The 22927-nt window shown below is 62.4% G+C and carries 24 protein-coding genes; 7 read left to right on the forward strand and 17 right to left on the reverse strand.

Going from position 1 to position 22927, the window contains the following annotated elements:
- Positions 1-112: 112 nt before the first annotated feature.
- From BUQ73_RS25860 to BUQ73_RS25880, 5 genes are read right to left on the reverse strand one after another with little or no spacing between them, the layout of a single operon-like run.
- Positions 113-745, reverse strand: coding sequence for an SCO family protein (locus BUQ73_RS25860; protein ID WP_027917176.1), 633 nt, complete (start codon positions 743-745; stop codon positions 113-115).
- The gene (gene cyoE, locus BUQ73_RS25865; RefSeq protein WP_079230217.1) at positions 742-1635 is read right to left on the reverse strand and encodes a heme o synthase; all 894 of its coding nucleotides are present in this window, start codon (positions 1633-1635) and stop codon (positions 742-744) included. The genes BUQ73_RS25860 and cyoE overlap by 4 nt, the downstream gene beginning before the upstream one ends.
- Positions 1620-2699 carry a COX15/CtaA family protein gene (locus BUQ73_RS25870; RefSeq protein ID WP_079230218.1) on the reverse strand — a complete coding sequence of 360 codons (1080 nt, stop codon included), beginning with the start codon at positions 2697-2699 and terminating at the stop codon, positions 1620-1622. The genes cyoE and BUQ73_RS25870 overlap by 16 nt, the downstream gene beginning before the upstream one ends.
- Before the next feature lie 9 nt (positions 2700-2708).
- Positions 2709-3290, reverse strand: coding sequence for a hypothetical protein (locus BUQ73_RS25875; RefSeq protein ID WP_079230219.1), 582 nt, complete (start codon positions 3288-3290; stop codon positions 2709-2711).
- The gene (locus tag BUQ73_RS25880; RefSeq protein ID WP_079230220.1) at positions 3259-3996 is read right to left on the reverse strand and encodes an SURF1 family protein; all 738 of its coding nucleotides are present in this window, start codon (positions 3994-3996) and stop codon (positions 3259-3261) included. The genes BUQ73_RS25875 and BUQ73_RS25880 overlap by 32 nt, the downstream gene beginning before the upstream one ends.
- Before the next feature lie 51 nt (positions 3997-4047).
- Between BUQ73_RS25880 and BUQ73_RS25885 the strand changes: the two genes are divergently transcribed.
- Positions 4048-4251, forward strand: a complete 204-nt coding sequence (locus tag BUQ73_RS25885; RefSeq protein ID WP_054902213.1) for a twin transmembrane helix small protein — start codon at positions 4048-4050, stop codon at positions 4249-4251.
- 167 nt (positions 4252-4418) lie between these two features.
- Here BUQ73_RS25885 and BUQ73_RS25890 read toward each other — a convergent pair whose 3' ends face one another.
- The 4 genes from BUQ73_RS25890 to coxB are packed head-to-tail and all read right to left on the reverse strand — an operon-like array spanning position 4419 to position 8660.
- The gene (locus BUQ73_RS25890; RefSeq protein ID WP_079230221.1) at positions 4419-5306 is read right to left on the reverse strand and encodes a cytochrome c oxidase subunit 3; all 888 of its coding nucleotides are present in this window, start codon (positions 5304-5306) and stop codon (positions 4419-4421) included.
- 16 nt (positions 5307-5322) lie between these two features.
- Positions 5323-5889 (reverse strand): cytochrome c oxidase assembly protein, encoded by a 567-nt coding sequence (locus BUQ73_RS25895; RefSeq protein WP_079230222.1) that lies wholly within the window; start codon positions 5887-5889, stop codon positions 5323-5325.
- A gap of 10 nt (positions 5890-5899) precedes the next feature.
- Positions 5900-7489, reverse strand: coding sequence for a cytochrome c oxidase subunit I (ctaD, locus tag BUQ73_RS25900; protein WP_027917168.1), 1590 nt, complete (start codon positions 7487-7489; stop codon positions 5900-5902).
- Between the two features lie 43 nt (positions 7490-7532).
- Entirely contained in the window at positions 7533-8660 is a 1128-nt protein-coding gene (coxB, locus tag BUQ73_RS25905) for a cytochrome c oxidase subunit II (protein WP_079230223.1), read from the reverse strand.
- A gap of 368 nt (positions 8661-9028) precedes the next feature.
- Between coxB and BUQ73_RS25910 the strand changes: the two genes are divergently transcribed.
- The gene (locus tag BUQ73_RS25910) at positions 9029-9673 is read left to right on the forward strand and encodes a hypothetical protein (protein ID WP_027917166.1); all 645 of its coding nucleotides are present in this window, start codon (positions 9029-9031) and stop codon (positions 9671-9673) included.
- A gap of 107 nt (positions 9674-9780) precedes the next feature.
- Positions 9781-10863, forward strand: a complete 1083-nt coding sequence (locus BUQ73_RS25915) for a hypothetical protein (RefSeq protein ID WP_079230224.1) — start codon at positions 9781-9783, stop codon at positions 10861-10863.
- 2 nt (positions 10864-10865) lie between these two features.
- Here BUQ73_RS25915 and BUQ73_RS25920 read toward each other — a convergent pair whose 3' ends face one another.
- The 6 genes from BUQ73_RS25920 to prlC form a co-directional block, all read right to left on the reverse strand.
- Positions 10866-12386: a SulP family inorganic anion transporter gene (locus BUQ73_RS25920; protein ID WP_416171803.1), complete on the reverse strand. Its 1521-nt coding sequence runs from the start codon at positions 12384-12386 to the stop codon at positions 10866-10868.
- A 191-nt stretch (positions 12387-12577) separates the two neighbouring features.
- Positions 12578-13297: a carbonic anhydrase gene (locus tag BUQ73_RS25925; protein ID WP_027917163.1), complete on the reverse strand. Its 720-nt coding sequence runs from the start codon at positions 13295-13297 to the stop codon at positions 12578-12580.
- Positions 13298-13580: 283 nt separating this feature from the next.
- A complete protein-coding gene (locus BUQ73_RS25930; RefSeq protein ID WP_079230225.1) occupies positions 13581-14639 on the reverse strand; it encodes a PA0069 family radical SAM protein in 1059 nt (352 codons plus the stop codon).
- Between the two features lie 73 nt (positions 14640-14712).
- Complete coding sequence (locus BUQ73_RS25935; protein WP_079230226.1) at positions 14713-16707, reverse strand: M3 family metallopeptidase; 1995 nt, start codon at positions 16705-16707, stop codon at positions 14713-14715.
- A gap of 124 nt (positions 16708-16831) precedes the next feature.
- Positions 16832-17113, reverse strand: coding sequence for a YheV family putative zinc ribbon protein (locus BUQ73_RS25940; RefSeq protein ID WP_054884391.1), 282 nt, complete (start codon positions 17111-17113; stop codon positions 16832-16834).
- Entirely contained in the window at positions 17110-19161 is a 2052-nt protein-coding gene (gene prlC, locus BUQ73_RS25945) for an oligopeptidase A (protein ID WP_237772732.1), read from the reverse strand. The genes BUQ73_RS25940 and prlC overlap by 4 nt, the downstream gene beginning before the upstream one ends.
- A gap of 102 nt (positions 19162-19263) precedes the next feature.
- On the opposite strand from prlC, the gene BUQ73_RS25950 reads away from it, so the two are divergent.
- Complete coding sequence (locus BUQ73_RS25950; RefSeq protein ID WP_027917158.1) at positions 19264-19812, forward strand: gamma carbonic anhydrase family protein; 549 nt, start codon at positions 19264-19266, stop codon at positions 19810-19812.
- Between the two features lie 20 nt (positions 19813-19832).
- A complete protein-coding gene (locus BUQ73_RS25955; protein ID WP_079230626.1) occupies positions 19833-20483 on the forward strand; it encodes an HAD family hydrolase in 651 nt (216 codons plus the stop codon).
- Positions 20484-20622: 139 nt separating this feature from the next.
- On the opposite strand, the gene BUQ73_RS25960 is transcribed toward BUQ73_RS25955, so the two are convergent.
- A complete protein-coding gene (locus BUQ73_RS25960) occupies positions 20623-21705 on the reverse strand; it encodes an aminopeptidase (protein ID WP_079230228.1) in 1083 nt (360 codons plus the stop codon).
- A gap of 67 nt (positions 21706-21772) precedes the next feature.
- Between BUQ73_RS25960 and BUQ73_RS25965 the strand changes: the two genes are divergently transcribed.
- Complete coding sequence (locus BUQ73_RS25965) at positions 21773-22186, forward strand: hypothetical protein (protein WP_027917155.1); 414 nt, start codon at positions 21773-21775, stop codon at positions 22184-22186.
- 55 nt (positions 22187-22241) lie between these two features.
- Positions 22242-22655 (forward strand): hypothetical protein, encoded by a 414-nt coding sequence (locus BUQ73_RS25970; protein ID WP_027917154.1) that lies wholly within the window; start codon positions 22242-22244, stop codon positions 22653-22655.
- A 33-nt stretch (positions 22656-22688) separates the two neighbouring features.
- On the opposite strand, the gene BUQ73_RS25975 is transcribed toward BUQ73_RS25970, so the two are convergent.
- Positions 22689-22922: a DUF1161 domain-containing protein gene (locus BUQ73_RS25975; protein WP_027917153.1), complete on the reverse strand. Its 234-nt coding sequence runs from the start codon at positions 22920-22922 to the stop codon at positions 22689-22691.
- Between the last annotated feature and the right edge of the window lie 5 nt (positions 22923-22927).

The raw sequence follows: 22927 nt of genomic DNA on the forward strand, positions 1-22927 counted from the left end.
CGCTGTGCGGCCCTATCGCGACGCAAGGCCGCTCCCACAATGTATGGCGCACGCCGATCCATGTGGGAGCGGCCTTGTGTCGCGAAAGGCCTGCGCAGCAGGCCCAGCAATCTCAATCCCGCTTGACCAGCCCGGGCAACTGCGCCACCAGTTTCTGGTTGTTGAACGGCGCACGAATGAACCCGCGCTGGCGCCCATCCGGCCCGACGACCGCCAGGTTGCCGCTGTGGTCAACGGTATACCCCGGTTTGCTGGTATCCGCCGGGATGAACGGAATGCTCAAGGCATTGGCCAATTTCTGAGTATCCTCGATCGACCCCGCCACCCCGACAAAATCCTTGTCGAAATAGCCCAGGTACTGCTTCAGCTGGTTCGGCGTATCGCGGTTCGGGTCCACACTCACCAGCACCACCTGCAGCCGGTCCACGGCCTCCTTGGGCAGCTCGCTCTTCACCTGGCGCAACTGGGCCAGGGTGGTCGGGCAGATGTCCGGGCAGTAGGTGTAGCCAAAGAACAGCAGCGACCACTTACCCTTGAGGTCGTCCAGCTGCACCGGCTGGCCATCCTGGTTAGTCATGGTCACGTCGGCCACCGCGCGGCTCTGCGGCAAGAGAATGATGCCGGCATCGATCAGCTCGGTCGGGTTGAGCTGGCCACGGCCATTGAGCACCTTGTTGACGGTAAGGCCCAGGATCAGCGCGACCAGGGCGACGAGGATGAAGACGGTTTTCTGGGTTCGAGTCATAGATTCAGCAACAGGTAGTGGTCAACGAGCAACGCGATGAACAGCGCGAACAGGTAACCGATGGAGTACTTGAAGGTTCCGATCGCCGCGTGCGGCCGGCTGCCACGGTACAACACCCAGGCCCATTGCAGGAAGCGCAGGCCCAGCGCCAGGGCACAGGCCAGGTACAACGGGCCGCTCATGTGGATGGCAAATGGCAGCAGGCTCACCGCCAGCAATATCAGGGTGTACAGCAGGATATGCAGCTTGGTGTAACGCTCGCCGTGGGTCACCGGCAGCATCGGGATATCGGCCTTGGCGTATTCCTCCTTGCGGTGGATGGCCAAGGCCCAGAAGTGCGGAGGCGTCCAGGCGAAGATGATCAGCACCAGCAGCAGGGGTTCGGCGCTGATATGGCCGCTTACTGCAACCCAGCCCAGCAACGGCGGTGCGGCGCCGGCCAGGCCGCCAATGACGATGTTCTGTGGCGTGGCGCGCTTGAGAAAGCCGGTATAAAGCACCGCGTAACCGAGCAAGGAAGCCAGGGTCAGCCAAGCGGTGAGCGCGTTGGTGAACACCAGCAACAGCGCCATGCCAAGCAGCGCCAGGGCCAGGGCGAACAGCAATGCTGGCAACGGCTCGACTCGGCCCTGGGCCAACGGGCGTTTGTGGGTGCGCGCCATCAGCGCGTCAATGCGCCGGTCCACCACATGGTTGACCACTGCTGCGCCGCCTGCGCACAGGGCAATCCCCAGGTTGCCGAACAGCAGCACGCTCCAGCTGACCCCGGCGCGGGTCGCCAGGAACATGCCCGCCAGCGAGGTGATCAGCATCAGCACCACCACTTTGGGCTTGGTCAGCTCCAGGTAATCGCGCCAACCAGCACGCTGTGCGCTCAGAAGCGTCGCCACGAATCGTTCCTCATGTGGTGGGTGATGCTTACCCCGGCCACGGGCCGCAGGCGCCAGCCATGGCCAACCCCGACGCGCACCTTGTCGACCACGCGAATGCGGTAGTTCACCAGCACCATGCTCAGCAACAGCAGGGCGCCGCCAGCGTTATGCGCCACAGCCACGGCCAGCGGCAGGTGGAACAGCACATTGCTGACTCCCAGGCCGATTTGCACTGCCAGCGCCAGCAACACCAGCCGCGACAGGCCGGTGAGGCCACAGCGGTGCAGCTTCCAGCTGAGCATCAGCAGTACACAGGTCACCAGTAGCGCGCCCAGGCGATGGCTGATGTGGATGGCCGTGCGCGCATCGCTGTCCAGCTGCCCACCCAGGTAATTGGGGCCGACATGCTGCGTGAGGTGGAAGCCGTTGCTGAAGTTTGCCGCTGGCCACCACTGGCCATGGCAGGTGGGCAGGTCGATACAGGCGACCGCCGCGTAGTTGGAGCTGACCCAGCCGCCCAGAGCAATCTGGCCAATCACCACCAGCAGGGCCAACGCGGCTATCCGTCGAAGACTGAGTGGCAGTTTCGGCAAGGGCGCAAAGGCCCGGGATAGACGCAGGGACAGCAGGAACAGCAAGCTCAGTGTGGTGAAGCCGCCCAGCAGGTGCGCGGTGACCACTTGCGGCCACAACTTGAGGGTGACGGTCCACATGCCAAACGCCGCCTGCGCCAGCACCACGCCCAGCAGCAGCAGGGGCAGGCGATAGGGCTGGCCATCGCGGGCATGCCGGCGAACCGCCTGCAAGGCGAGCAGGGCGATCACCACGGCGAGGGTGCCGGCGAAGTAGCGGTGGACCATCTCGGCCCAGCCCTTGGCTTCTTCCACCGGGTGGTCAGGGAAGTGCAGTCCGGCATGGGCCAGCTGCGCTTCGCTCTTGGGCACGCTGATGAAGCCGTAGCAGCCAGGCCAGTCGGGGCAGCCTAGCCCGGCGTGGGTCAGCCGGGTGTAGGCACCGAGCAGGACAACCAGCAGCGCCAGCAGGGTAGCGAACACAGCTATACGGAATCCGGGTCTGGCCATGGCAGGCTCCTAGCCGATGTTGGACAGCTTGAGCAGGTGGCGCAGGTCGTCGAGCACGTGCTTGCCGTTGACCTTGGCGTCGTAGCGCAGCACCAGGTTGCCGTGCGGGTCGACAATCCACAGCTGTGGGCCGGGCTCGCCAACCTTCTGCAAGTAGCGCTGGGCATCCAGAGGGTAGCGTTGCAACTGCGGATACTCGCGCTCCAGCAGCGCCTGGTAATCGCTGGCCAACGGTTGGGCAGCAGCCAACGCATGGCTGGCACGGCTGGCGTCACGGCCCAGACCGACCTGGATCTGCCGCACCAGGTACACCAGGCGCTGACAGTCCTCGGCGCAAACTGCGGGAGCGCTGACCAGCAGTTGCCAACGTTGGTCCTCACCTGCAATGCCGATGTCGGCGCGGGTCTCGCCATTGCCGATCATCGCACCGTGGTAGCTGCGGCCATCCGGCACCCAGAACTGGAGCTTGTACATGCAGGTGGCCAGGATCATCGGGCCGAGCACCACCAGCAGAATCAGAATCAGCTGCAAACGCCCGCGGGCTCTGGGCTTGCTACGTTCAGGCAGGCCCAGTGGAGTGGCGGTGGCCATGCTGTTTCTCCTTGTTTTTGTGCCAGCCGAAATAGAGGTAGAGCAGCACCAGCGCGATGGCCAGCGCAAACCATTGCACGGCGTAACCGAGGTGTTTTTCCGGGCCCATGCCGACTATCGGCCAGTCCAGCCGATAAGCAGCCGGGCCAGGCTCCAGGCGTACTTCATGGGCGAAGCCTTCGCGATCAAGCTGCTGCCACAGCTGCGCAGCGTCGACTGCGGTGAGCAGGTGCGGCCATTGCCCACCGACCGGGTCGGGGTGCAGCTGGAAGGTGTTGCCCGGCGCCACATACACCGACGCGTTCAGTGCCAGGGCTTGGTCGGGCGTGTCGAAATGCACCGGTACGCGGCGGTCCGGCCACGCCAGCCAGCCGCGGTTGACCAGCAGCCACAGGCCGCTGGGCTGATCATGGAAGGGTTGCAACACCTCGACACCTGCCTGGCCGTCACGCATGCGGTTATCCAGCAGCAGGCTGTGCTCGGCGTCAAAGCGGCCGTAGAGGTGCACCCGGCGGTAGGCAGAGTCCTTCGTCTGCAGCAGCTGGGTGGTGGCCAGCGGGGCATCGACCTCGCGCTCGGCATAGGTGGCCAGCAGTAAGCGCTTCTGCTCGGCCCGGCCGAGCTGCCAGCAGCCGAGCGCGATCAGCCCCGGCAGTAGCGCGAGCACCACCAAGGTCGGTATCCAGCCCGGGCGAAACGGCCTCACGGGCGCCTCGCTATACTTATCCACATCACCGCATCCCCCCGGAGAAGCGCCATGCTCAAGGCCGCGATAGTCCTGATGCTGTTGGCCACGGTTGCCAGCCTGTTCAGTGGCCTGGTGTTCCTGGTCAAGGACGATGAAAACTCGACCCGCTTGCTCAAAGCCCTTACCGTGCGGGTGACCCTGGCGGCCCTGACCATCGGCCTGGTCGCCTGGGGCTTCATCAGTGGCCAGCTGGTCTCCCACGCCCCGTTCTAGCTACTTCACCGTCCCTTTGTAGGAGCGGCCTTGTGTCGCGAAAGGGCTGCGGAGCAGCCCCGGCATTCTGTGCAGTCAAGCTGAAATCCTGGAGCTACTACGCGCCCCTTTCCGACCGGTCCGGCGCCGCGGCAAGGCCGCTCCTACAAAGGGCCCTCAATGGCCTGTCAGAGCACATACACAAAGATGAACAGCCCCACCCACACCACATCGACGAAGTGCCAGTACCAGCTCGCCGCCTCGAAACCGAAGTGCTTGTCGGGGTTGAAGTGCCCGCGCAGGATGCGCACGAACATCACGATCAGGATGATCGTGCCCAGGGTCACGTGGGCGCCGTGAAAGCCGGTAAGCATGAAGAACGTCGCGCCATAGATGCCCGAGCCCAAGGTCAACCCGAGCTTGGTGTAGGCCTCGTGGTATTCGTAGGCCTGCAGCGAGATGAAGCTGAGACCCAGCAGGATGGTCAGCGCCATCCAGAATTTCAGCGGGCCGCGGTGGTCACGGCGCAGGGCATGGTGCGCGATGGTAATGGTCACGCTGGAGCTGACCAGCAAGATGGTGTTGATCAGCGGCAGGTGCCACGGGTCGATCACTTCCTTGGGCGGCGGGAACAGTTTCGGGTCCGGCGTGTGCAGCAGCGGCCAGGTGAACTCGAAGGTCGGCCACAGCATGTGCGCCACCCCTTTGGCCCCTTCACCGCCCAGCCAGGGCCCGGCCAGCACGCGCACATAGAACAGCGCGCCGAAGAAGGCCATGAAGAACATTACTTCCGAGAAGATGAACCAGCTCATGCCCCAACGGAACGAGCGGTCCAGCTGCGGGCTGTACAGCCCGGCGCGGCTCTCGCGAACCACCGAGCCGAACCAGCCGAACAACATGTAGGCCAGGAACAGCGCGCCGACGAAGAAGATCAACGGCCCGTGTGACGACGGGTGGCCGGCCTTGATGTCGTTGAACCAGGTGCCCAGGCCGAACACCGTGATGAACATGCCGATGGTGGCGATGATCGGCCACTTGCTCTGCGCCGGAACGTAGTAATGCTCATGACTTGCCATTGCTGTTCTCCTTCCCTCAACGGGCGCCCTGGACGTCCTGTACCGCGGCATGGGCGACCGGCGGATGACGCGCAGTGATGTCGAACAAGGTGTAGGCCAGTGTCAGGTGCTTCACGCTGGCCGGCAGGTCGCGGTCGACGATGAAGCGCACCGGCATCTCGATGCGTTCGCCGGGCTGCAGCACCTGCTGGGTAAAGCAGAAGCACTCGGTCTTGTGGAAATACGCCGCGGCCTCGGCCGGGGTGATGCTGGGTATCGCTTGCGCACTCATCGGCCGGTTGGTCGGGTTGTGCGCAACGAAGATCATCTGGTTCACCGCCCCCGGGTTGACCTCAAGCTCGTCGCCTTTGGAGTAGAAGTCCCAGACCATGTCGCTGGCGTTGGTCGACATGAACTGCACCCGTACCGAACGCGTCGGGTCGCTGACCTGGCTGCCCTCGTATTGCCCGCCGGTCTTGCCGTTGATGCCGAATGCCTTGCACATCACGTCATACATGGGCACCAGGGCGAAACCGAAGCCGAACATCACCACCGTCAGCAGCAGCAGGCGGGTGACCAGGCGCTTGAGCGATGAGCCCTTCATGGTGGCGCTCCTACTTCACTTCCGGTGGGGTCTGGAAGGTGTGGTAAGGCGCAGGCGAGGGGATCGACCATTCCAGGCCCTCGGCGCCATCCCAGGGCTTGGCCGGGGCAGGTGCGCCGCCACGGATGCACTTGATGACGATGAACAGGAAGAACAGCTGCGTAGTGCCGAACAGGAAGGCCCCGATCGACGACACCATGTTGAAGTCGGCGAACTGCAGGTTGTAGTCGGGAATACGCCGTGGCATCCCGGCCAACCCCACGAAATGCATGGGGAAGAAGGCCATGTTCATGCCAACGAACGACAGCCAGAAATGCAGCTTGCCGAGGGTCTCGTCATACATGTGGCCGGTCCATTTCGGTAGCCAGTAGTAGGCCGAGGCAAAGATGCCGAAAATCGCCCCGGGCACCAGCACATAGTGGAAGTGCGCCACCACGAAGTAAGTGTCGTGGTACTGGAAGTCCGCCGGGGCGATGGCCAGCATCAGCCCGGAGAAACCTCCGATGGTGAACAGGATGACGAAGGCGATGGCGAACAGCATCGGCGTCTCGAAGCTCAGCGAGCCTTCCCACATGGTGCTGACCCAGTTGAACACCTTCACCCCGGTGGGCACGGCGATCAGCATGGTGGCGTACATGAAGAACAGCTCGCCGACCACCGGGATGCCGACCACGAACATGTGGTGGGCCCAGACGATGAACGACAGGAAGGCAATGGCGCCGGTGGCGTACACCATGGAGGTGTAGCCAAACAGCGGCTTGCGCGAGAACGCCGGGATGATCGAACTGACCGCGCCGAAAGCCGGCAGGATCATGATGTACACCTCGGGGTGGCCGAAGAACCAGAACACATGCTGGAACAGCACCGGGTCACCGCCACCGGCGGCGCTGAAGAAGCTGGTGCCGAAGTGGATATCCATCAGCATCATGGTCACCACGCCAGCCAGCACCGGCATCACCGCGATCAGCAGGAACGCGGTAATCAGCCAGGTCCAGACGAACAGCGGCATCTTCATCAGGGTCATGCCTGGGGCGCGCAGGTTGAGGATGGTGGCGATCACGTTGATCGCGCCCATGATCGAGCTGATGCCCATCAGGTGGATGGCGAAGATGAAGAAGGTGACGCTGGCCGGGGCGTAGGTAGTCGACAGCGGGGCGTAGAAGGTCCAGCCGAAGTTCGGCCCGCCGCCCGGGCTGAACAGGGTCGAAACCAGCAGCAGGAAGGCCGCCGGCAGCAGCCAGAAGCTGAAGTTGTTCATCCGCGGCAGGGCCATGTCGGGCGCGCCGATCATCAGCGGGATCATCCAGTTGGCCAGGCCGACAAAGGCCGGCATCACTGCGCCGAACACCATTATCAGGCCATGCATGGTGGTCATCTGGTTGAAGAACGCAGGCTCCACGATCTGCAGCCCTGGCTGGAACAGCTCGGCGCGAATGACCATGGCGAACGAGCCGCCGAGCAGAAACATCATGAAGGCGAACCACAGGTACATCGTGCCGATGTCCTTGTGGTTGGTGGTCAGCACCCAGCGCATCAGGCCCTTGGCCGGGCCGTGGGCGTGGTCATGGCCGTGGGCGTGGTCGTCGATCACTGCACTCATGTCCTGTCTCCTGCAATCCGCTGATTGCCGCGCAAAACCCGGTTCACTTGGCTTCTGCCTGCTTGAGCGCCAGCACGTCCTTCGGCGTGACCATGTCGCCCTTGTTGTTGCCCCAGGCGTTGCGCTCGTATGTGACCACGGCGGCGATGTCGACTTCCGAAAGCTGCTTGCCGAACGCGGCCATCGCCGTGCCCGGGCGGCCGTGGTACACCGTGCTCAAGTGTTCTTCCTTCGGCCCGGTGGCCACTTTCGAGCCTTTGAGCGCCGGGAACATGGGTGGCAGGCCCTGGCCCTCGGCCTGGTGACAGGCCACACAGGTGGTGTGGTAGACCTTGTCGCCACGCTCGACCAGCTCTTCGAGTGTCCAGTCCTTGCTGGTCAGCTCCTTGAGCTTGGCGGCCTCGGCCTTGCGCTCGCCGAGCCAGGTGTCGTAATCAGCCTTGGACTTGACCTCGACCACCACCGGCATGAAGCCGTGGTCCTTGCCGCACAGCTCGGTGCACTGGCCGCGGTAGATGCCGGGCTTCTCGATACGGGCCCAGGCTTCGTTGACAAAGCCTGGGATGGCGTCGCGCTTGACCGCGAAAGCCGGCACCCACCAGGAGTGGATGACGTCGGCGGCGGTCACCAGGAAGCGCACCTTGGCACCCACCGGCAACACCAGCGGCTGGTCCACTTCGAGCAGGTAATGCTCGTCCTTGGGCGCCTTGTTATGAATCTGCTCGGCGGGGGTGGCCAGGTTGCTGAAGAATTCCACATCCTGGCCCAGGTATTTGTAGTGCCACTTCCACTGGTAGCCGGTGACCTGGATGTCGATGTCCGATTCGCTGGCGTCGTAGATGTCGATCAGGGTCTTGGTGGCCGGAATGGCCATGGCCACCAGTATCAGGAAGGGGACAATGGTCCAGAGGATTTCCACCCAGGTATGCTCGTGGAAATGCGCAGGCTGCTGGCCAGTGGAACGGCGGTGGATGACCATGGACCAGAACATCGCACCAAACACAACGATGCCGATGATCACGCAGATCCAGAAGATCGTCATGTGCAGGTCGAACACGGCGTTGGAGACTTCCGTCGCCCCCGGGTGCATGTTCACGGTCCAGGCGGCGTTGGCCTGACCAAAAACCGACCACAACAGGAGGCCCATCCAGACATGTGGATGTCGCATCATTGCGGGTTCCCCTTCTCGTTCTTGTAGTCCCGGAGGCGTGGCCTGCGGCAAGAGGGAACGGCGGTCAAGACTACCTGGCTTCGACGACCGAGCCCCTGCAAAAGCAGTCGGGCCTCATCAACGAATCACGTTCAACCGGAGTATAGACAGCGACCAACGGCACGCAACGGCACCGGTGAAATGAACTTCACGAATTAGGGAAAAGCCTGCAAAGGCCCGGGCTTGATGGGTTATGGCAAAATAATGGCATTGCGATATGCCGAACTGCGCACACGTTTGCGCGATTTATAACAAATGCGTCTTAGGTATTCTGTATACCGAGCTAATTTAGTGTCTTCCGTCTGAAACGTCTTGTCCCTGGAGTTGTCATGAACATCGCTGCTGTACGCGAGCAGATTAGCCAAGCCCACGATCACGAAGGCCGCACCGGCCAACTGAAAGAGCGTCTCGAGCTGCAACTGCCACACCTGCACCCCTCGATCCAACTGCCTGAGCAGGACGCCCAGGGTACTTTGGCGCGCTTCGTCAGCGCTTACATCGATCAAGTTCCGGAGCTGCTGGAAGCTGCCCACAACGTGTCCCGTGAAGCGGGGATCGAATCCCAGATCAAACCTGTGCTGAAAATTGCCGAAGCCTATTTCCTGCAGCCGCCGAGCGTGATGCAGGGGCATGTGGGCCTCGATTGCCTGCTGGATGAGGCGTACCTTGCGCACCGCCTGGTGGAGGAGGTCAACGACCTGTACATCCGCCACTTCCAGCAGCCGCTGATTCCGGTCGACACCACCGTGGCCAACCTTATCGCCCACCAGTTGATCGGCGAAACCTTCGCCAACCAGCTGGATGAGGTAGTGCACCATTCGGTGGATGAAATGCTGGACGACGAAAGCTTCGCCGCAGAGTCGGTGGAAGCGTATCGCGAAACCCTCCGCAGCCCGCAGACGGGCGAAGCCTGGAAGCGCTGGCCGTGCCTGTCGCGCCAGTTGAACGTAGAGTTTGGCCAGGCCAACGCCTGACCTGCCGAGCCGGTGGGGGAAAGCGCTCCCGCTGCTGCCCCCCACCTTCGATCATTAATGTCATCCGGCCGCCCTAGGGCGGCCTTTTCCATTTCAAGGTGATGACAATGACGATCAGAAGAAACCGGATCTACACGGACCTGCTGCGCAGTACCTATCGCACGATATGGGGCAACTGGGGCCTCAACCCCTCCATCAAGCCGGGCGCGGTCGGCATCATCGACGCCGACTCCGGCGACTTCAAACTTGTCGCCGACTGCCTGCCCGGCGTCGAGATCAGCAAGAACCAGCAAAGCCGCAAGTGGGATTTCAAGTCCACGGGCGTGACGTGCAGGAGCATCAACGCCAATGTCGGGGGGGTGATCTTTGACCCGAACACCGGTGCCGAGGTCAAACCTGATGCCGCGCTGGAATGGACCTTCGACAAAGAGAATTCCATTACCTCGGAGTTTGCGATCGCCGGGGAGCATGCGATCAGCAACCTTACCGTCCTCGATGACCAGTACGATTGGCTGCTTGCCCAGGCGCGCAAGTTGAACATGGCCACCAGCAGCGGCATCTCTGAAGGGTTTGGCGTGGTGACCTCAGTCATCTACGCCAGCAGCGGCCTGAATGCAGCGGCGAAGAAGAGCAAGGCCAGCTTCACCGTCTCGGGCAGCGCAAGCGGTCTGAACCGCCTGCTCGGTGAAGACGGCATCAACGGCAAAGGCAAGTCGAGCTACGTGTTCACCAGCAACTCCAGCGAAGTCGAAACACATACCCTGCCGGCCAGAAGCGGTGAAGTGGCAACCGAACCTCTGCCCGTCGCCTATACCTTTGCCTCGTTCGCAGGCAGCCGGGTGCTGATCCCGAGCTGGGTCGGCAAGATCGGCGTACTGAACCTGCTGGTGGACAGCAAGGCATCGTCCTTCACCACTTACACCACAAAGATCACACTGTCCTACCAGACCCCGGCCGGCCCGGTCGAAGACTCCAGGACCGTGATCGGTGGAAGCTCGGCCAGCTTCGGCGAAATCCCCCTGACCGCCACCGAGATGGTGCTGACTGTGGAGTTCATCAACATCGGCTCGAATACCCGCAAGTCGATGAGGTGGAACACGCCTGCCAGTGAGTGGCTGGGCGGCACCCGTACCGTGAACCTGACAGGTACCTGGCCGGGTGCACCGGAGATGACCGAGATCAAGAGCTGACCTCAAGTACCAGCAACGCTGCGTAAGCGCCCTTCCACCCTGCGCTTGAGCCCCCGCTGCTCGATGCGCAGGGTGGAGCCACTGGTCTTGCTCCAGTCCTCCAGCAGTTCCAGGCATGAATGGTCGATGTAGGTAAGGTTGGCCAGCGGAACATGCAAGGTGCTGCCGGCAGGCACGCTATCGAGCACCTGGGTCAGTGCCGGTACCTTGAGGAAGGTTGCCGCCCCGCTCAGGCGCAGCTCCATATGGCCACGGGGCTCCAGCTGGACAAGGCAGATCTTCAGGCGCGCGGCCTTGAATGCCAGCTTCAGCAGTGTCAGCGCAAAGCCCAGCAACACACCGGTCAACAGGTCGGTGAGGATGATCGCCATGGCCGTCGCCACGTAGGTGAACATCGGCATCCGCCCATAGCGGCGTAACCCCCGCAGCGCCTTGAAATCGACAAGCTTGATGCCGGTGTAGACAAGCACGCCTGCCAGGCTCGCCACCGGAATCTGCTGCAGCACGCTGCTCAGTACCACCACGAACGCCAGCAACCACAAGCCATGCAGGATGGCCGAGGCACGAGTTTGCGCGCCGGCCTGGACGTTGGCCGAACTGCGCACGATCACACCGGTCATTGGCAAGGCTCCGAGGAGCCCGCAGAGCATGTTGCCGATGCCTTGTGCCGAAAGCTCGCGATCGAAGTCCGAACGCTGGCCGTTGTGCATTCGATCCACCGCTGCTGCCGACAGCAAGGTTTCAGCACTGGCGATGAACGCCAGCGCGAAGGCCGCCACCAACAGGGTCGGGTCGGCGAGCTGCATAAGGTCATCCGGGCGAATCCAGTCGATCGCTTCGGACAGGTCAGCCGGCACTTGCACGCGGTTCACCGGCAGCGCCAGCCACATGGCGACGGCGGTCATTGCCGCCACGCCCAGCAACGCACCGGGTACGAAACGCAGCTTCTGTGGCCGCAGGCGCTCCCAGGCCCACATGATGGCAATGGTACCTAGCCCGAGCGCACCGGCCATCCAGCCTGAACCTGCATTTTCCAGCGGCAGGGCAGCGCTCACGGTCGCGGGAAACTCAAGCAGGTTCTGCATGCCCGACGGCTGCGGCGCCGTGTCGAACATGACATGCACCTGCGACAGGACGATCAGCACACCAATGCCAGCGAGCATGCCGTACACCACAGCCGGCGCCGTGACGCGGAACCAGCACCCCAGGCGCAGGCGCCCGGCCAGCAATTGCAGAATCCCCGCCAGCAGCAGGATAGGCCCGAGCATCGCCATGCCATGTTGGCGTACCAGCTCGAACACCAACACCGCCAGGCCAGCCGCCGGCCCACTGACCTGCAACGGCGAACCCGCCAGGAAGCCGACCACGATACCGCCGATGATGCCGGTGATCAGGCCCTTGGCCGGTGGCATGCCCGAGGCGATCGCGATGCCCATGCACAACGGCAGGGCAACCAGGAACACCACTACCGACGCCAGCAACTCACGCGGCAGGGCCGCTTTCAACTGTGTCATGTTCACCATCTTTCTCCTTTCTCTGTCGCACGGCCATTCCGCTGGCCGTGGGCACGTTTGACCCCTGACGAGCGCGCAGGCGCGGGCCGCCAGCGAGATCGCCGGCAGGGCAGTCAGGGCATTTTCAAGGCAGCCGAAGGCCGCGCCACACCCGCGATAGGTGCAGCCGGCTATTCAAGGTTCAGCTGTGGACGGGTCGCTTAGTAGCGGCCTCTCGGAGTGGCGCTTGGCACCGGCTGGCCAGCGGCCAGGGGTAGGAAACTGTCGCTGACAGCGTCGTAGGCTTCGATCTTGCTGGTCTCGATGTCGTACACCCAGCCATGGATGTACAGCTCACCTGCGGCGAGGCGCGACGCAACCGACGGGTGCGTACGCAGGTGATGCAACTGGGCGATCACGTTTTCCTTGGTCAGCACTTGCATGGTTTCGTGCTCGCTGCCGCAGGAACAGTTGTTCTCGACCACGGTGCGGGCCACTTCCGCATGACGCAGCCAGGCGGAAACCGTTGGCATCTTGGCCAATGACTGCGGGTTGAGCACCGCACGCATGGCGCCACAGTCCGAGTGACCGCAGATGATGATGTGATGCACCTTCAATGCCGATACGGCGTACTCGATGGCGCTGGACACGCCGCCGTTCATCTGGCCGTAAGGGGGTACCACGTTACCGACGTTACGGGTCACGAAAAGGTCGCCCGGCGAGCTCTGGGTGATCAGCTCGGGGACGATGCGCGAGTCGGCACAGGTGATGAACATGGCGCGCGGGGTTTGCGCGGTGGCGAGCTTCTTGAACAGCTCTTGCTGCTCGGGGAAGACGTCATGGTGAAAGCGCAGGAAGCCGTCGACGATGTGCTTCAGGGCGGCATCGGCGCTCTCCGCGGGGGCTTGCGGAACGACCTTGGATGGGTCCTTGACGGGCATGATTCATCCTCTTGACGGTGTGTAGGTAAATCCATTTTACCGGTGAAAGATTCTGGCTATGCGCAGATTTAGATGACGCGCGGGAGCGATAGATCACAGTCTTCGTTGACAGGATTGCTACGCTAGCGGGGAAAACTTAACTGAAACTTAATTCGGAGGCTCTAGAACGGGTGTTCCAGATCGAAAAGGCGGGAGCTGAATAATAGCAAAAAAGCATCAACTGCCAAGAGCCATTAGCACAATTATCACCTCGAATTAGCTGAGCTGGGGATGGCCACTGCCATCAGAACAACGCCATCTGCCCACCCGGCGGGCAGAACGCCGAGCAGTCCAGGGGCTGCGCCTCACGGCCGGCAAAGTCCAGCCGCTTCATGGCCTTGGCAAAACGCTGCGCCAACAACTCGGCAAAGATCCCTTCGCCACGCATCCGCGCACCAAAGCGGCTGTCATACAACTCGCCGCCCCGGCTCTGGCGAATCAGGCTGAGCACATGGGCCGCGCGCTGCGGGTAATGGTCCTGCAGCCACTGCTCGAACAACGGCGCCACTTCCAACGGCAAACGCAGCATCATGTAGGCAGCACTCTGTGCGCCCGCTTCCTTGGCAGCCTCCAGCAAGTGCTCCAGCTCGCTGTCGTTGATCATCGGAATCATCGGCGAGCACAAGACGCCTACCGGCACACCGGCCTCGCGCAGTACACGAATGGCCCGCAACCTGGCCTTGGGTGATGCCGCGCGGGGTTCGAGCACCCGCTTGAGGTCGTCGTCCAGGGTCGTGAGGCTGATCATCACCCGTGCCAGACGTTGGCTGGCCATTTCGGCCAGCAGGTCGAGGTCGCGCAACACCAGCGCGCCCTTGGTGACGATGGTCACGGGGTGGCGAAAACGCAAAAGTACCTCCAGCAACCGTCGGGTCAGCTGTTGTTCACGCTCGATAGGCTGATAGGGGTCGGTGTTCGAGCCCAGGTTGATCGGTGCACAGACATAGCCCGGCTTGCTCAACTGCTGCGCAAGCACTTCGGCGGCATTGGTCTTGGCGATCAGCTTGGTCTCGAAATCCAGGCCAGGGGAAAGATCCCAATAGGCATGGGAAGGGCGGGCATAGCAGTAGATGCAGCCATGCTCGCAACCCCGGTAGGGATTGATCGAGCGGTCGAAGGGCAGGTCGGGGGAGGTATTGCGGCTGATGACCGATTTCGCCGTTTCGATCCGTACCTCGGTACCCTGAGTCTGCGGTACCTCTTGGTACCAACCGTCATCCTCCGCCACCGAATAGCTTGGCGCGAAGCGGTTGTGCGGATTTTGTGCCGTGCCACGGCCCTTTTGCGGTGCTGGAAAAATCATGGCTCGCCCCTATACTGTATTCATATACAGTACATTGTGCTTGATGTTCTTTACAGCACCTCCGGTCAGCGCTTCAGGTCAGCCCATGCCAGCGCAGATAAGCCTGTGAACGCGCTGGCCGCCCCAGAAACGCTTCAATTCCCTCGCTCAGCGGGCGCGTGGCCCCCGGTGCGAACAACGTCTGTTCAAACGCTTTGCCTGTTGCCCGATCCAGCAGGCCACTGGCCTCGAACCGGGTGAACAGATCCAATGCACGCACATCTGACCACAAATAGGCGTAATAGCCAGCATCGTAGCCAGTCACCAGGTGCTCGAACGCGTGGGCTGGGTGCTCGAACTCGGCCAGCGGCCAGTATCCGCATCGCTCCCGGGCATCGCTCAAACGCTGCTCCAGGCTCCTGCCATCATTCGGTGTGGCATGCAGGTCGATGTCGAACAGGGCCAGGCTCAGGTGGCGGGCAATTTCCTCCACCCCCTGCTGGCGCAACCTGCGCAGGCAATCATCGGCCTGAGGCCGGGTGAGTCGGCGACCATCCTGCTGGTGCGCCGAGATCGACACCAGGTAATCCGCATCCCATACCCAGCGCTCGAAAAGCTTGCCGAACAGTTCGACGCCATCGGTGCCAAGCTCGGTGACATTGGACATGACATGATTGTTGGTGCGCACCAGCAGATGGTGCAGGGCATGGCCAAACTCATGGAACAGTTTGCGTAGCGACAGGTGGTCAAGCAGCGGCTGGCTACCATCCAGCGGCTGCGGTATATCGCAAAACACCACCACCGAGGCGGCCTGGTAGATACCTTCGGCATCGATACGGCGGTTACGGATATAGGTGGTGAACACCGCATCAGCCTGCTTGGCGGCGTGTTGCACGGCATCGAGGTACAGAAAACCGATGAGGGCATTATCCTGCCAGACTTCGAACGTCTGCACGCTTTCAGCCCATGTAGCGAACTGCCTGGGCTGCAGCACCACATTGAACAATTGCAGCAGCAACTGCTGCAGCGCGGCGACCACCGTGTCCAGCGGGAAGTAAGCTCGCAGGGCCTCGGTGGAAAGCTCGGTTTGCGCCGACGCCTGCAGGAAAGCAACGTCCCAGGGCTGCACATTCGCCAATCCCTGAATTGCGCCTTGGCGTTCCATAGCCGACCGCCATTGCCGCATTGCAGGCCGGACATGATCGGCCAGGTCATGCAACAAGTCGCGCACCTGGGCAACCGAACCCGCACTCTTGGCCTGCAGGCTTTGCTCCAGATGGCTGGCAAAACCGAGCAGATGGGCCTTTTCCTCTCGCAAGCGTGCCAGTTGCTGCAATAGCAGGCGGTTGTCCCGCAGCGGGTCGGTGCTGACACCGCGGCCGTGGTAAGCCCGATACACTCGCTCACGTAGCCCCCGGTTACCTGCGTGTATGAGCACAGCGTCGGTTGCCACGCTTTCGCAAGGGATCAACCAGCCCGCCTCACCCGTTTCACGTGCCCGTGCGGCCAGCTCATCGCGGATCCGCTGTGGAATGCCGCTCATCTCAGACTCATCGGCAACCAGCAACCCTGGCCGATCGATGTTGCTGAGGAACGCTGCGCTTGCAGAGGCCGTCTGTCTCTGAATTTCCGCCAGACGCGCCTTACCGGCGCTGTCGAGTAGCACCCCGCTGGAGGCGAACTTGTTCAGGTGCCAGCGCAAGGTAGCGCGCTTCTGGGCATCCAGCTGCTTGCCGATCTCGCTATTGGCCAGGCTCTCATACAGGGCCTGCAGCCTTATATTGACGAATTTCTGATCGAACCGCGCCGAAGCCCTGGCATGGAAATCGATAATGGCTTCGGCCCAGCCCTGATCCGTGCCAACCAACGGCAGGACGCCATACAGCACCGCCAGAAGCTGGGCATCCAGCCCATCCACGGCCAGCACCAGGTCATCCCAGGTTGGCAATGCCTGCTGATCGGCGATGATGCGCTCGATACCTTGCTCGTGCTCAAGCAACACATGATCGAAGGCCTCGCCCATGTTCTGCAGCGTGATCGAGGTGTAATCGACGGGAATTGCGCTTTTTTGCAACAGAGGGTTGTCCATGAAGCATCGCCTTGCTCGAATTGAAGAGCAGGCGAGCTTGCATGGCCAACAGCAGAGGGGTGGCCTGACTATCTACCACCCGGGCATGCCCGCCCGAGCACGAGGCCCGGGCGGCACGACGGCTTCACTCAGCCGGTTTCTTCAGCTTGGGGTTAGGGAAGAACTGCACGGTCTGGACCTTGGCCGGCGCCGCCTTCGGCGCCAGCTGGTTGACCCGCGTGCCGAGCTCCTTGGGCACAGACAGGCCCTGCTCGTTGAGAGTGTCGGTGAAACCGCAAGCCACACACTCACGGTGCGGCACGTCGTCTTCGCTCCACATCATCAGCTTGTCGGGCTCACTGCACGCCGGGCACACCGCCCCGGCGATGAAGCGCTTCTTGGTCTTGTTCACGGCTACCTCGCTCATGCCGCAGCGCTCTCGGTGAGGCCACTGTGGCGCAGCAATGCATCGATGGAAGGCTCACGCCCACGGAAGTCCACGAACAGCTCCATCGGCTCGCGCGAACCGCCGCGGGCCAGGATCGCTTCACGGAACGCGCGGCCGGTCTCGGCATTCAGCACGCCTTCTTCTTCGAAGCGCGAGAAGGCGTCGGCCGAAAGCACTTCAGCCCACTTGTAGCTGTAGTAGCCTGCCGCATAACCGCCAGCGAAGATGTGCGCGAAGCTGTTGGGGAAGCGGTTGTACGCCGGCGGACGCATCACCGAAACTTCGTCACGCACGCCTTCGAGCACCTGCAGCACGCTGCGGCCGTCGCCGTGGCTGGCGTGCAGCTCGAAGTCAAACAGCGAGAACTCCAGCTGACGCACCATCATCATGCCGGACTGGAAGTTCTTCGCCGCCAGCATCTTGTCCAGCAGGTCCTGGGGCAGGGCGGTACCGGTTTCGTAATGGCCGGAGATCAGCGCCAGGCCTTCCGGCTCCCAGCACCAGTTTTCCATGAACTGGCTCGGCAGTTCGACCGCGTCCCAGGCCACACCGTTGATACCGGAAACACCGGCATGCTCGATACGGGTCAGCATGTGGTGCAGACCGTGGCCGAATTCGTGGAACAGGGTGGTGACTTCATCGTGGGTCAACAGCGCAGGCTTGCCAGGCGCAGCCGGGGTGAAGTTGCACACCAGGTTGGCGACCGGGCTCTGCAGCTCGCCGCCAGCCGTACGGCGGCGGTCACGGGCGCCGTCCATCCAGGCTCCGCCACGCTTGTTGGCGCGGGCGTAGAGGTCGAAGAAGAAGCGGCCGACGTGCTGGCCGTTTTCCTTGATCTCGAACAGGCGCACGTCCGGGTGCCAGCTGTCGAAGCCTTTGAGTTCGGCGATCTCGATGCCGTACAGGCGCTGCACGATGCTGAACAGGCCGCCGAGCACCTTGTCGATCGGGAAGTAGGCGCGCAGGGTTTCCTGCGACACGCTGTAGCGCTGCTCGCGCAGCTTCTCGCCGAAGTAGCCGGCGTCCCAGCTGGCCAGCTCGGGGGTACCCTGCTCGGCGGCGTAAGCCTTGAGCTGCTCCAGGTCCTGGGCGGCGAATGGCTTGGAACGCTTGGCCAGGTCACGCAGGAAGCTCAGCACCTGGTCGCTGGACTCGGCCATCTTGGTGGCCAGGCTCAGTTCGGCGTAGTTCGGATAACCCAGCAATTGCGCCAGCTCCTGGCGCAGGTCGAGGATCTGCTGCATGACCGGGCCGTTGTCGAACTGGCCGGCATTCGGGCCCTGGTCCGAGGCACGGGTGCAGTAGGCGGCGTACAGCTCTTCGCGCAGGGCGCGGTCGCTGGCGTAAGTCATCACCGCATAGTAGCTGGGGAACTCCAGGGTGATCAGCCAACCATCGAGGCCCTTGGCCTGCGCGGCGGCGGCCATCTGCGCCTTGGCCGAATCGGTCAGGCCAGCCAGCGCGGCCTCGTCAGTGACGTGCTTGGTCCACGCCTGGGTGGCGTCGAGCAGCTGATTGGAGAAGCGGCTGCCCAGCTCGCTGAGCTTGCTCTGCACTTCGGCATAACGCTGCTGCTGGTCGGCCGGCAGGTCGATGCCCGACAGGCGGAAGTCCCGCAGGGCGTGGTCGAGAATAGTCTTCTGCGCCACATCGAAACCCGCGGCTTCCGGGCTGCTTACCAGTGCCTGATAGGCTTCGAACAGCGCACGGTTCTGGCCCAGTTCGGTAGAGTAGGCACTCAGCGCTGGCAGGCAAGACTCATAAGCCTCGCGCAGCTCCTGGCTGTTGCACACTGCATTGAGGTGGCTGACCGGGCTCCAGGCGGCACCCAGGCGGTCGTTCAGTTCGTCCATGGCCAGCACCAGGCCGGCCCAGGTAGGGTTGCTGCCCTGCTGTTCGAGGATCTCGGCAATGGCTTTACGGTTGTCGGCCAGGATCGCTTCGATCGCCGGCAACACGTGTTCGGCACGGATTTGCGAGAAGGGCGGCAGATCGTAGGACTGCAGAAGCGGGTTGTTCGCACTCACGGTTCGGATACCTTGGCAGGAGAAACACTGCCCCATCTTAATTACAATCGACGCCGACCGCAGCAGGCAGCCTGCCTATCGGCACAGATGAGAGACGCTATCATGGCCATCCGCAGCTTCCAGCAACACACTCCGAAAGTGGGACTCAGGGCTTTTGTCGACCGTTCGGCGGTGGTCCTGGGTGATGTGGAAATCGGTGAAGACAGCTCTATCTGGCCGCTGACGGTGGTCCGCGGCGACATGCACCGCATCCGCATTGGCGCACGCACCAGTGTGCAGGACGGCAGCGTGCTGCACATCACCCACGCAGGCCCCTTCAACCCCGACGGTTTTCCGCTGATCATCGGTGACGAGGTGACCATCGGCCACAAGGTCATGCTGCATGGCTGCACCCTGGGCAACCGCATCCTGGTCGGCATGGGCAGCACCATCATGGATGGCGCCATTGTCGAAGACGAAGTCATCATCGGCGCCGGCAGCCTGGTGCCGCCCGGCAAACGCCTGGTCAGTGGCTACCTGTACATGGGCAGCCCGGTTAAACAAGTCCGGCTGCTCAACGACCAGGAGCACGCCTTCTTCCCTTACAGCGCCGGCAACTACGTCAAGCTCAAGGACCAGCACCTGGCCGAAGGCTACGACCAACCGGAATGAACCCGACTACCGAGACGCACATGCACCAGCAGAATATTCTCTTCGACCTCGACGGCACCTTGACCGACCCACGTCTGGGCATCACCCGTTCGATCCAGTACGCCCTGGCCAAGCTGGGCATCGATGAGCCCGACCTGACCCGCCTCGAACACTTCATCGGCCCGCCTCTGCTGCAGGCTTTCATGCAGTTCTACAGCTTCGATGAAGCCAAGGCGTGGGAAGCGGTGAACTTCTACCGGGAACGTTTCCGAGTCACCGGGCTTTATGAAAACCTGGTGTTCGAGGGTGTGCCCGAGCTGCTCGAAGCACTGAATGGCCAAGGCCGGACGCTGTACATCGCCACCTCCAAACCCTGGGAATTCGCCCGTGAAATTGCCCGGCACTTTGCTTTCGACCACCACTTCAAGGTGATCTACGGTAGCGAACTGGACGGCACACGGACCAACAAGGTCGAGCTGATCCGCCACTTACTGGACGAAGAAGGGCTTGATCCGGCGCAGACGCTGATGATCGGCGACCGCAAGCATGACCTGATCGGCGCCCGCAGCAATGGCTTGCAGGCGGTGGCGGTGGGGTACGGGTTTGGCAGCCAGGAAGAGCTGATGGCCGAGGCGCCGGCCTTCCACTTCGCGACCGTGGCCGATATGCATCAGGCTTTCATCCAGGGCTGAAGGCCATGGAGCTGCTGCGCAGCCCTTTCGCGACAAAAGGCCGCTCCTACAAGGGATTGCGTGCTTCTGTAGGAGCGGCCTTGCCGGGGCGCCGGACCGGTCGGAAAGGGCCGCAGAGCGGCCCCAAAATCTCAAAGACTCACATCAACCGCCGCAACGCGGCTTTCCTTTCCTCGATCGGCAACCGCCCCAAAGCCTCGACCCGCTCGTAAAACACCCCCCAATCTCCGTTTACCTCCCGGAACAAGGCCGCAAACGCCGGTACCCACTGGTCATAAAGCCCGAACGGCAACAGCTTGGCATTGCTCAACGGCGCATAGATCCAGGCGTCATAGCGCTTGTCACCGTTCCACTGGCTGTCCCGCACCTGCTTGTACTCCGCCCGCAAACGCTCGAACTCCGCCTGCTTGGCCACCCGCTTGTGGGCATCGTCCTGCGGCCCGGCATAGATCGCCTGCAACCGCTCGCGGCTGGCCAGCACCAAGCGGGTGAACTGGTCGCTCTGCTGCAACTGATTTGCACTGATCGGCGCAAGCCCACGCGCTGCACGCCATTGCCGGGTGCCCTCCTGCTCGACGAAGGTGGCAAACGACTCGTTGAACTCGGTGTCGTCCTGCACATAAAAGCGCTGATGAGCCAGCTCATGGAAGATCAGCGTGGCCAGCCGCTCATCCCCCCAGCCGACCATCGACGACAGGATCGGGTCATCGAACCAGCCCAGCGTCGAGTAGGCCTCGACACCGCTCACGTACACGTCCAGGCCTTGCTGGCGCATCAACGCCGCCGCCCCCCGCGCAGCGCCCTGGCGGTAATAGCCCCGGTAGGCGACGCAGCCTGCGACAGGGAAGCAGTGAGTTACCGGCTGCAGCGACAACTCAGGTGTGGCGAACACGTTCCACACCACATAGGGGCGTTGCAGGTCGGCGTAGAGCCGGTAGCTGCGATTATCAGGCAGCTTCAGCTGTTCGCTGGCAAACACCCGTGCTTTTTCTGCATGCACGAGGCGATCACGCAAGCGCGGGCTGCTGGCCGGGTCGGCGATCACCCGGTCCACAGGCTGGCGCGCCCGCAGCAACTGCCATTGCCCCTCGGCCAACTGGCCGTAATACCCGATGGTGCTGCAACCGTTCAGCAGAAAGGCACCCAGCAGCGGAACCAAACGCCTGAAAAGGCGGTCGAGTGGCCCAGGGCCTGAGCGCTTGAAAAGAACAAAGAGATCCATCTGGGGCTATCCAACTCGCTCAAGGCCTATGCGCTCCAAGACTATCTCGCCAAGGGGGAGTTTCGCCATGCGTGCACTGTTGGTCACCAGCTCACTGCTGCTGATGTCTGCCTGTTCGACCCTGCCTGACCCGGACCCGAACCTGGCCTGGGTAGACCTCACCCCTTACGGCGATACTTCGCTGGACGCCACCCAGGTGGACGAGCGCGAATGGGCCGACAGCCGCTACTTCGAAGTGCAACCCGGCAGCCACGAGCTGACCGTGCGCTACCAGTTCCCGGTCACACCGAGCAATATCGGCCCGGTCGACGAGCCACTGTGGCGTGATTGCCAGGTCAAGCTGACCTTCAAGGACTTCAGCGCCGGCCAACGCTACCAGCTGCATGCCGGCAGCATCGGCTTCCGCCCCTGGATCAAACTCTACGACCACCAGCAGAAACTGGTCGGTCAGGGCCTGCCAGCAGGTTGCCAACGCACCTGAACGACACAAACGGCGCTATGCTTGTAACTCGTGTATCGCGAGTGGGAGTTTTGCCATGCGCCAGCCCATGATGCTGATCGCCCTCAGTGCACTGGGGGCTTGCGCCAGCCCCTTGCCCCCCGTTGACCCCAGCAAGGCCTGGGTCGATCTCTACACCGTCACCCCTGGTCGCCTGCTGATGGCCGACCGCCTGGATGGCCAACGCCTGGACGATGGCCGCTACTTCCAGATAACCCCCGGCAAACATGAACTGGTGGTGCGGTTCGATTACGAGATCTATGCCGGCGGCATGCTGACCAGCCCGAAGGATCGTACCTGTTACCTGACTGTGCGCTTCGATGACTTCAAGGCAGGCGAACGCTATCGGCTAGAGGCGCGGGCGCCGGTGATGGACCCGCAGGTGCTGCTGTACGACGCCAGCCGCAAGGTGGTGGTGAACGAGCCAAGCGACGTGTTCTGCATCCCGTAACAAACACTGGGGCCGCAATGCGGCCCCAGTCATTCAACGATCATTCTTCTGGTAAATGATCTTCTTCGTCCCGCCATCGCAGGTACCGACGATCATGTTCTGATCCTTGACCTCACTGTTGGGCACGATTTCCAAGGTGTAGGACGTGACACCCTGGGCCTGGATCTTGGCTTCGATCTCAGCCTTGAGTTCTTCGCACGGTTTCACCGCCGCCAATGCAGAAGTGGCCACAAGCGAAGCCAGCACGGCGATTGCTACGCGAATCATGGAAC

This window comes from Pseudomonas putida, assembly GCF_002025705.1.
GTDB classification, from domain to species: domain Bacteria; phylum Pseudomonadota; class Gammaproteobacteria; order Pseudomonadales; family Pseudomonadaceae; genus Aquipseudomonas; species Aquipseudomonas putida_J.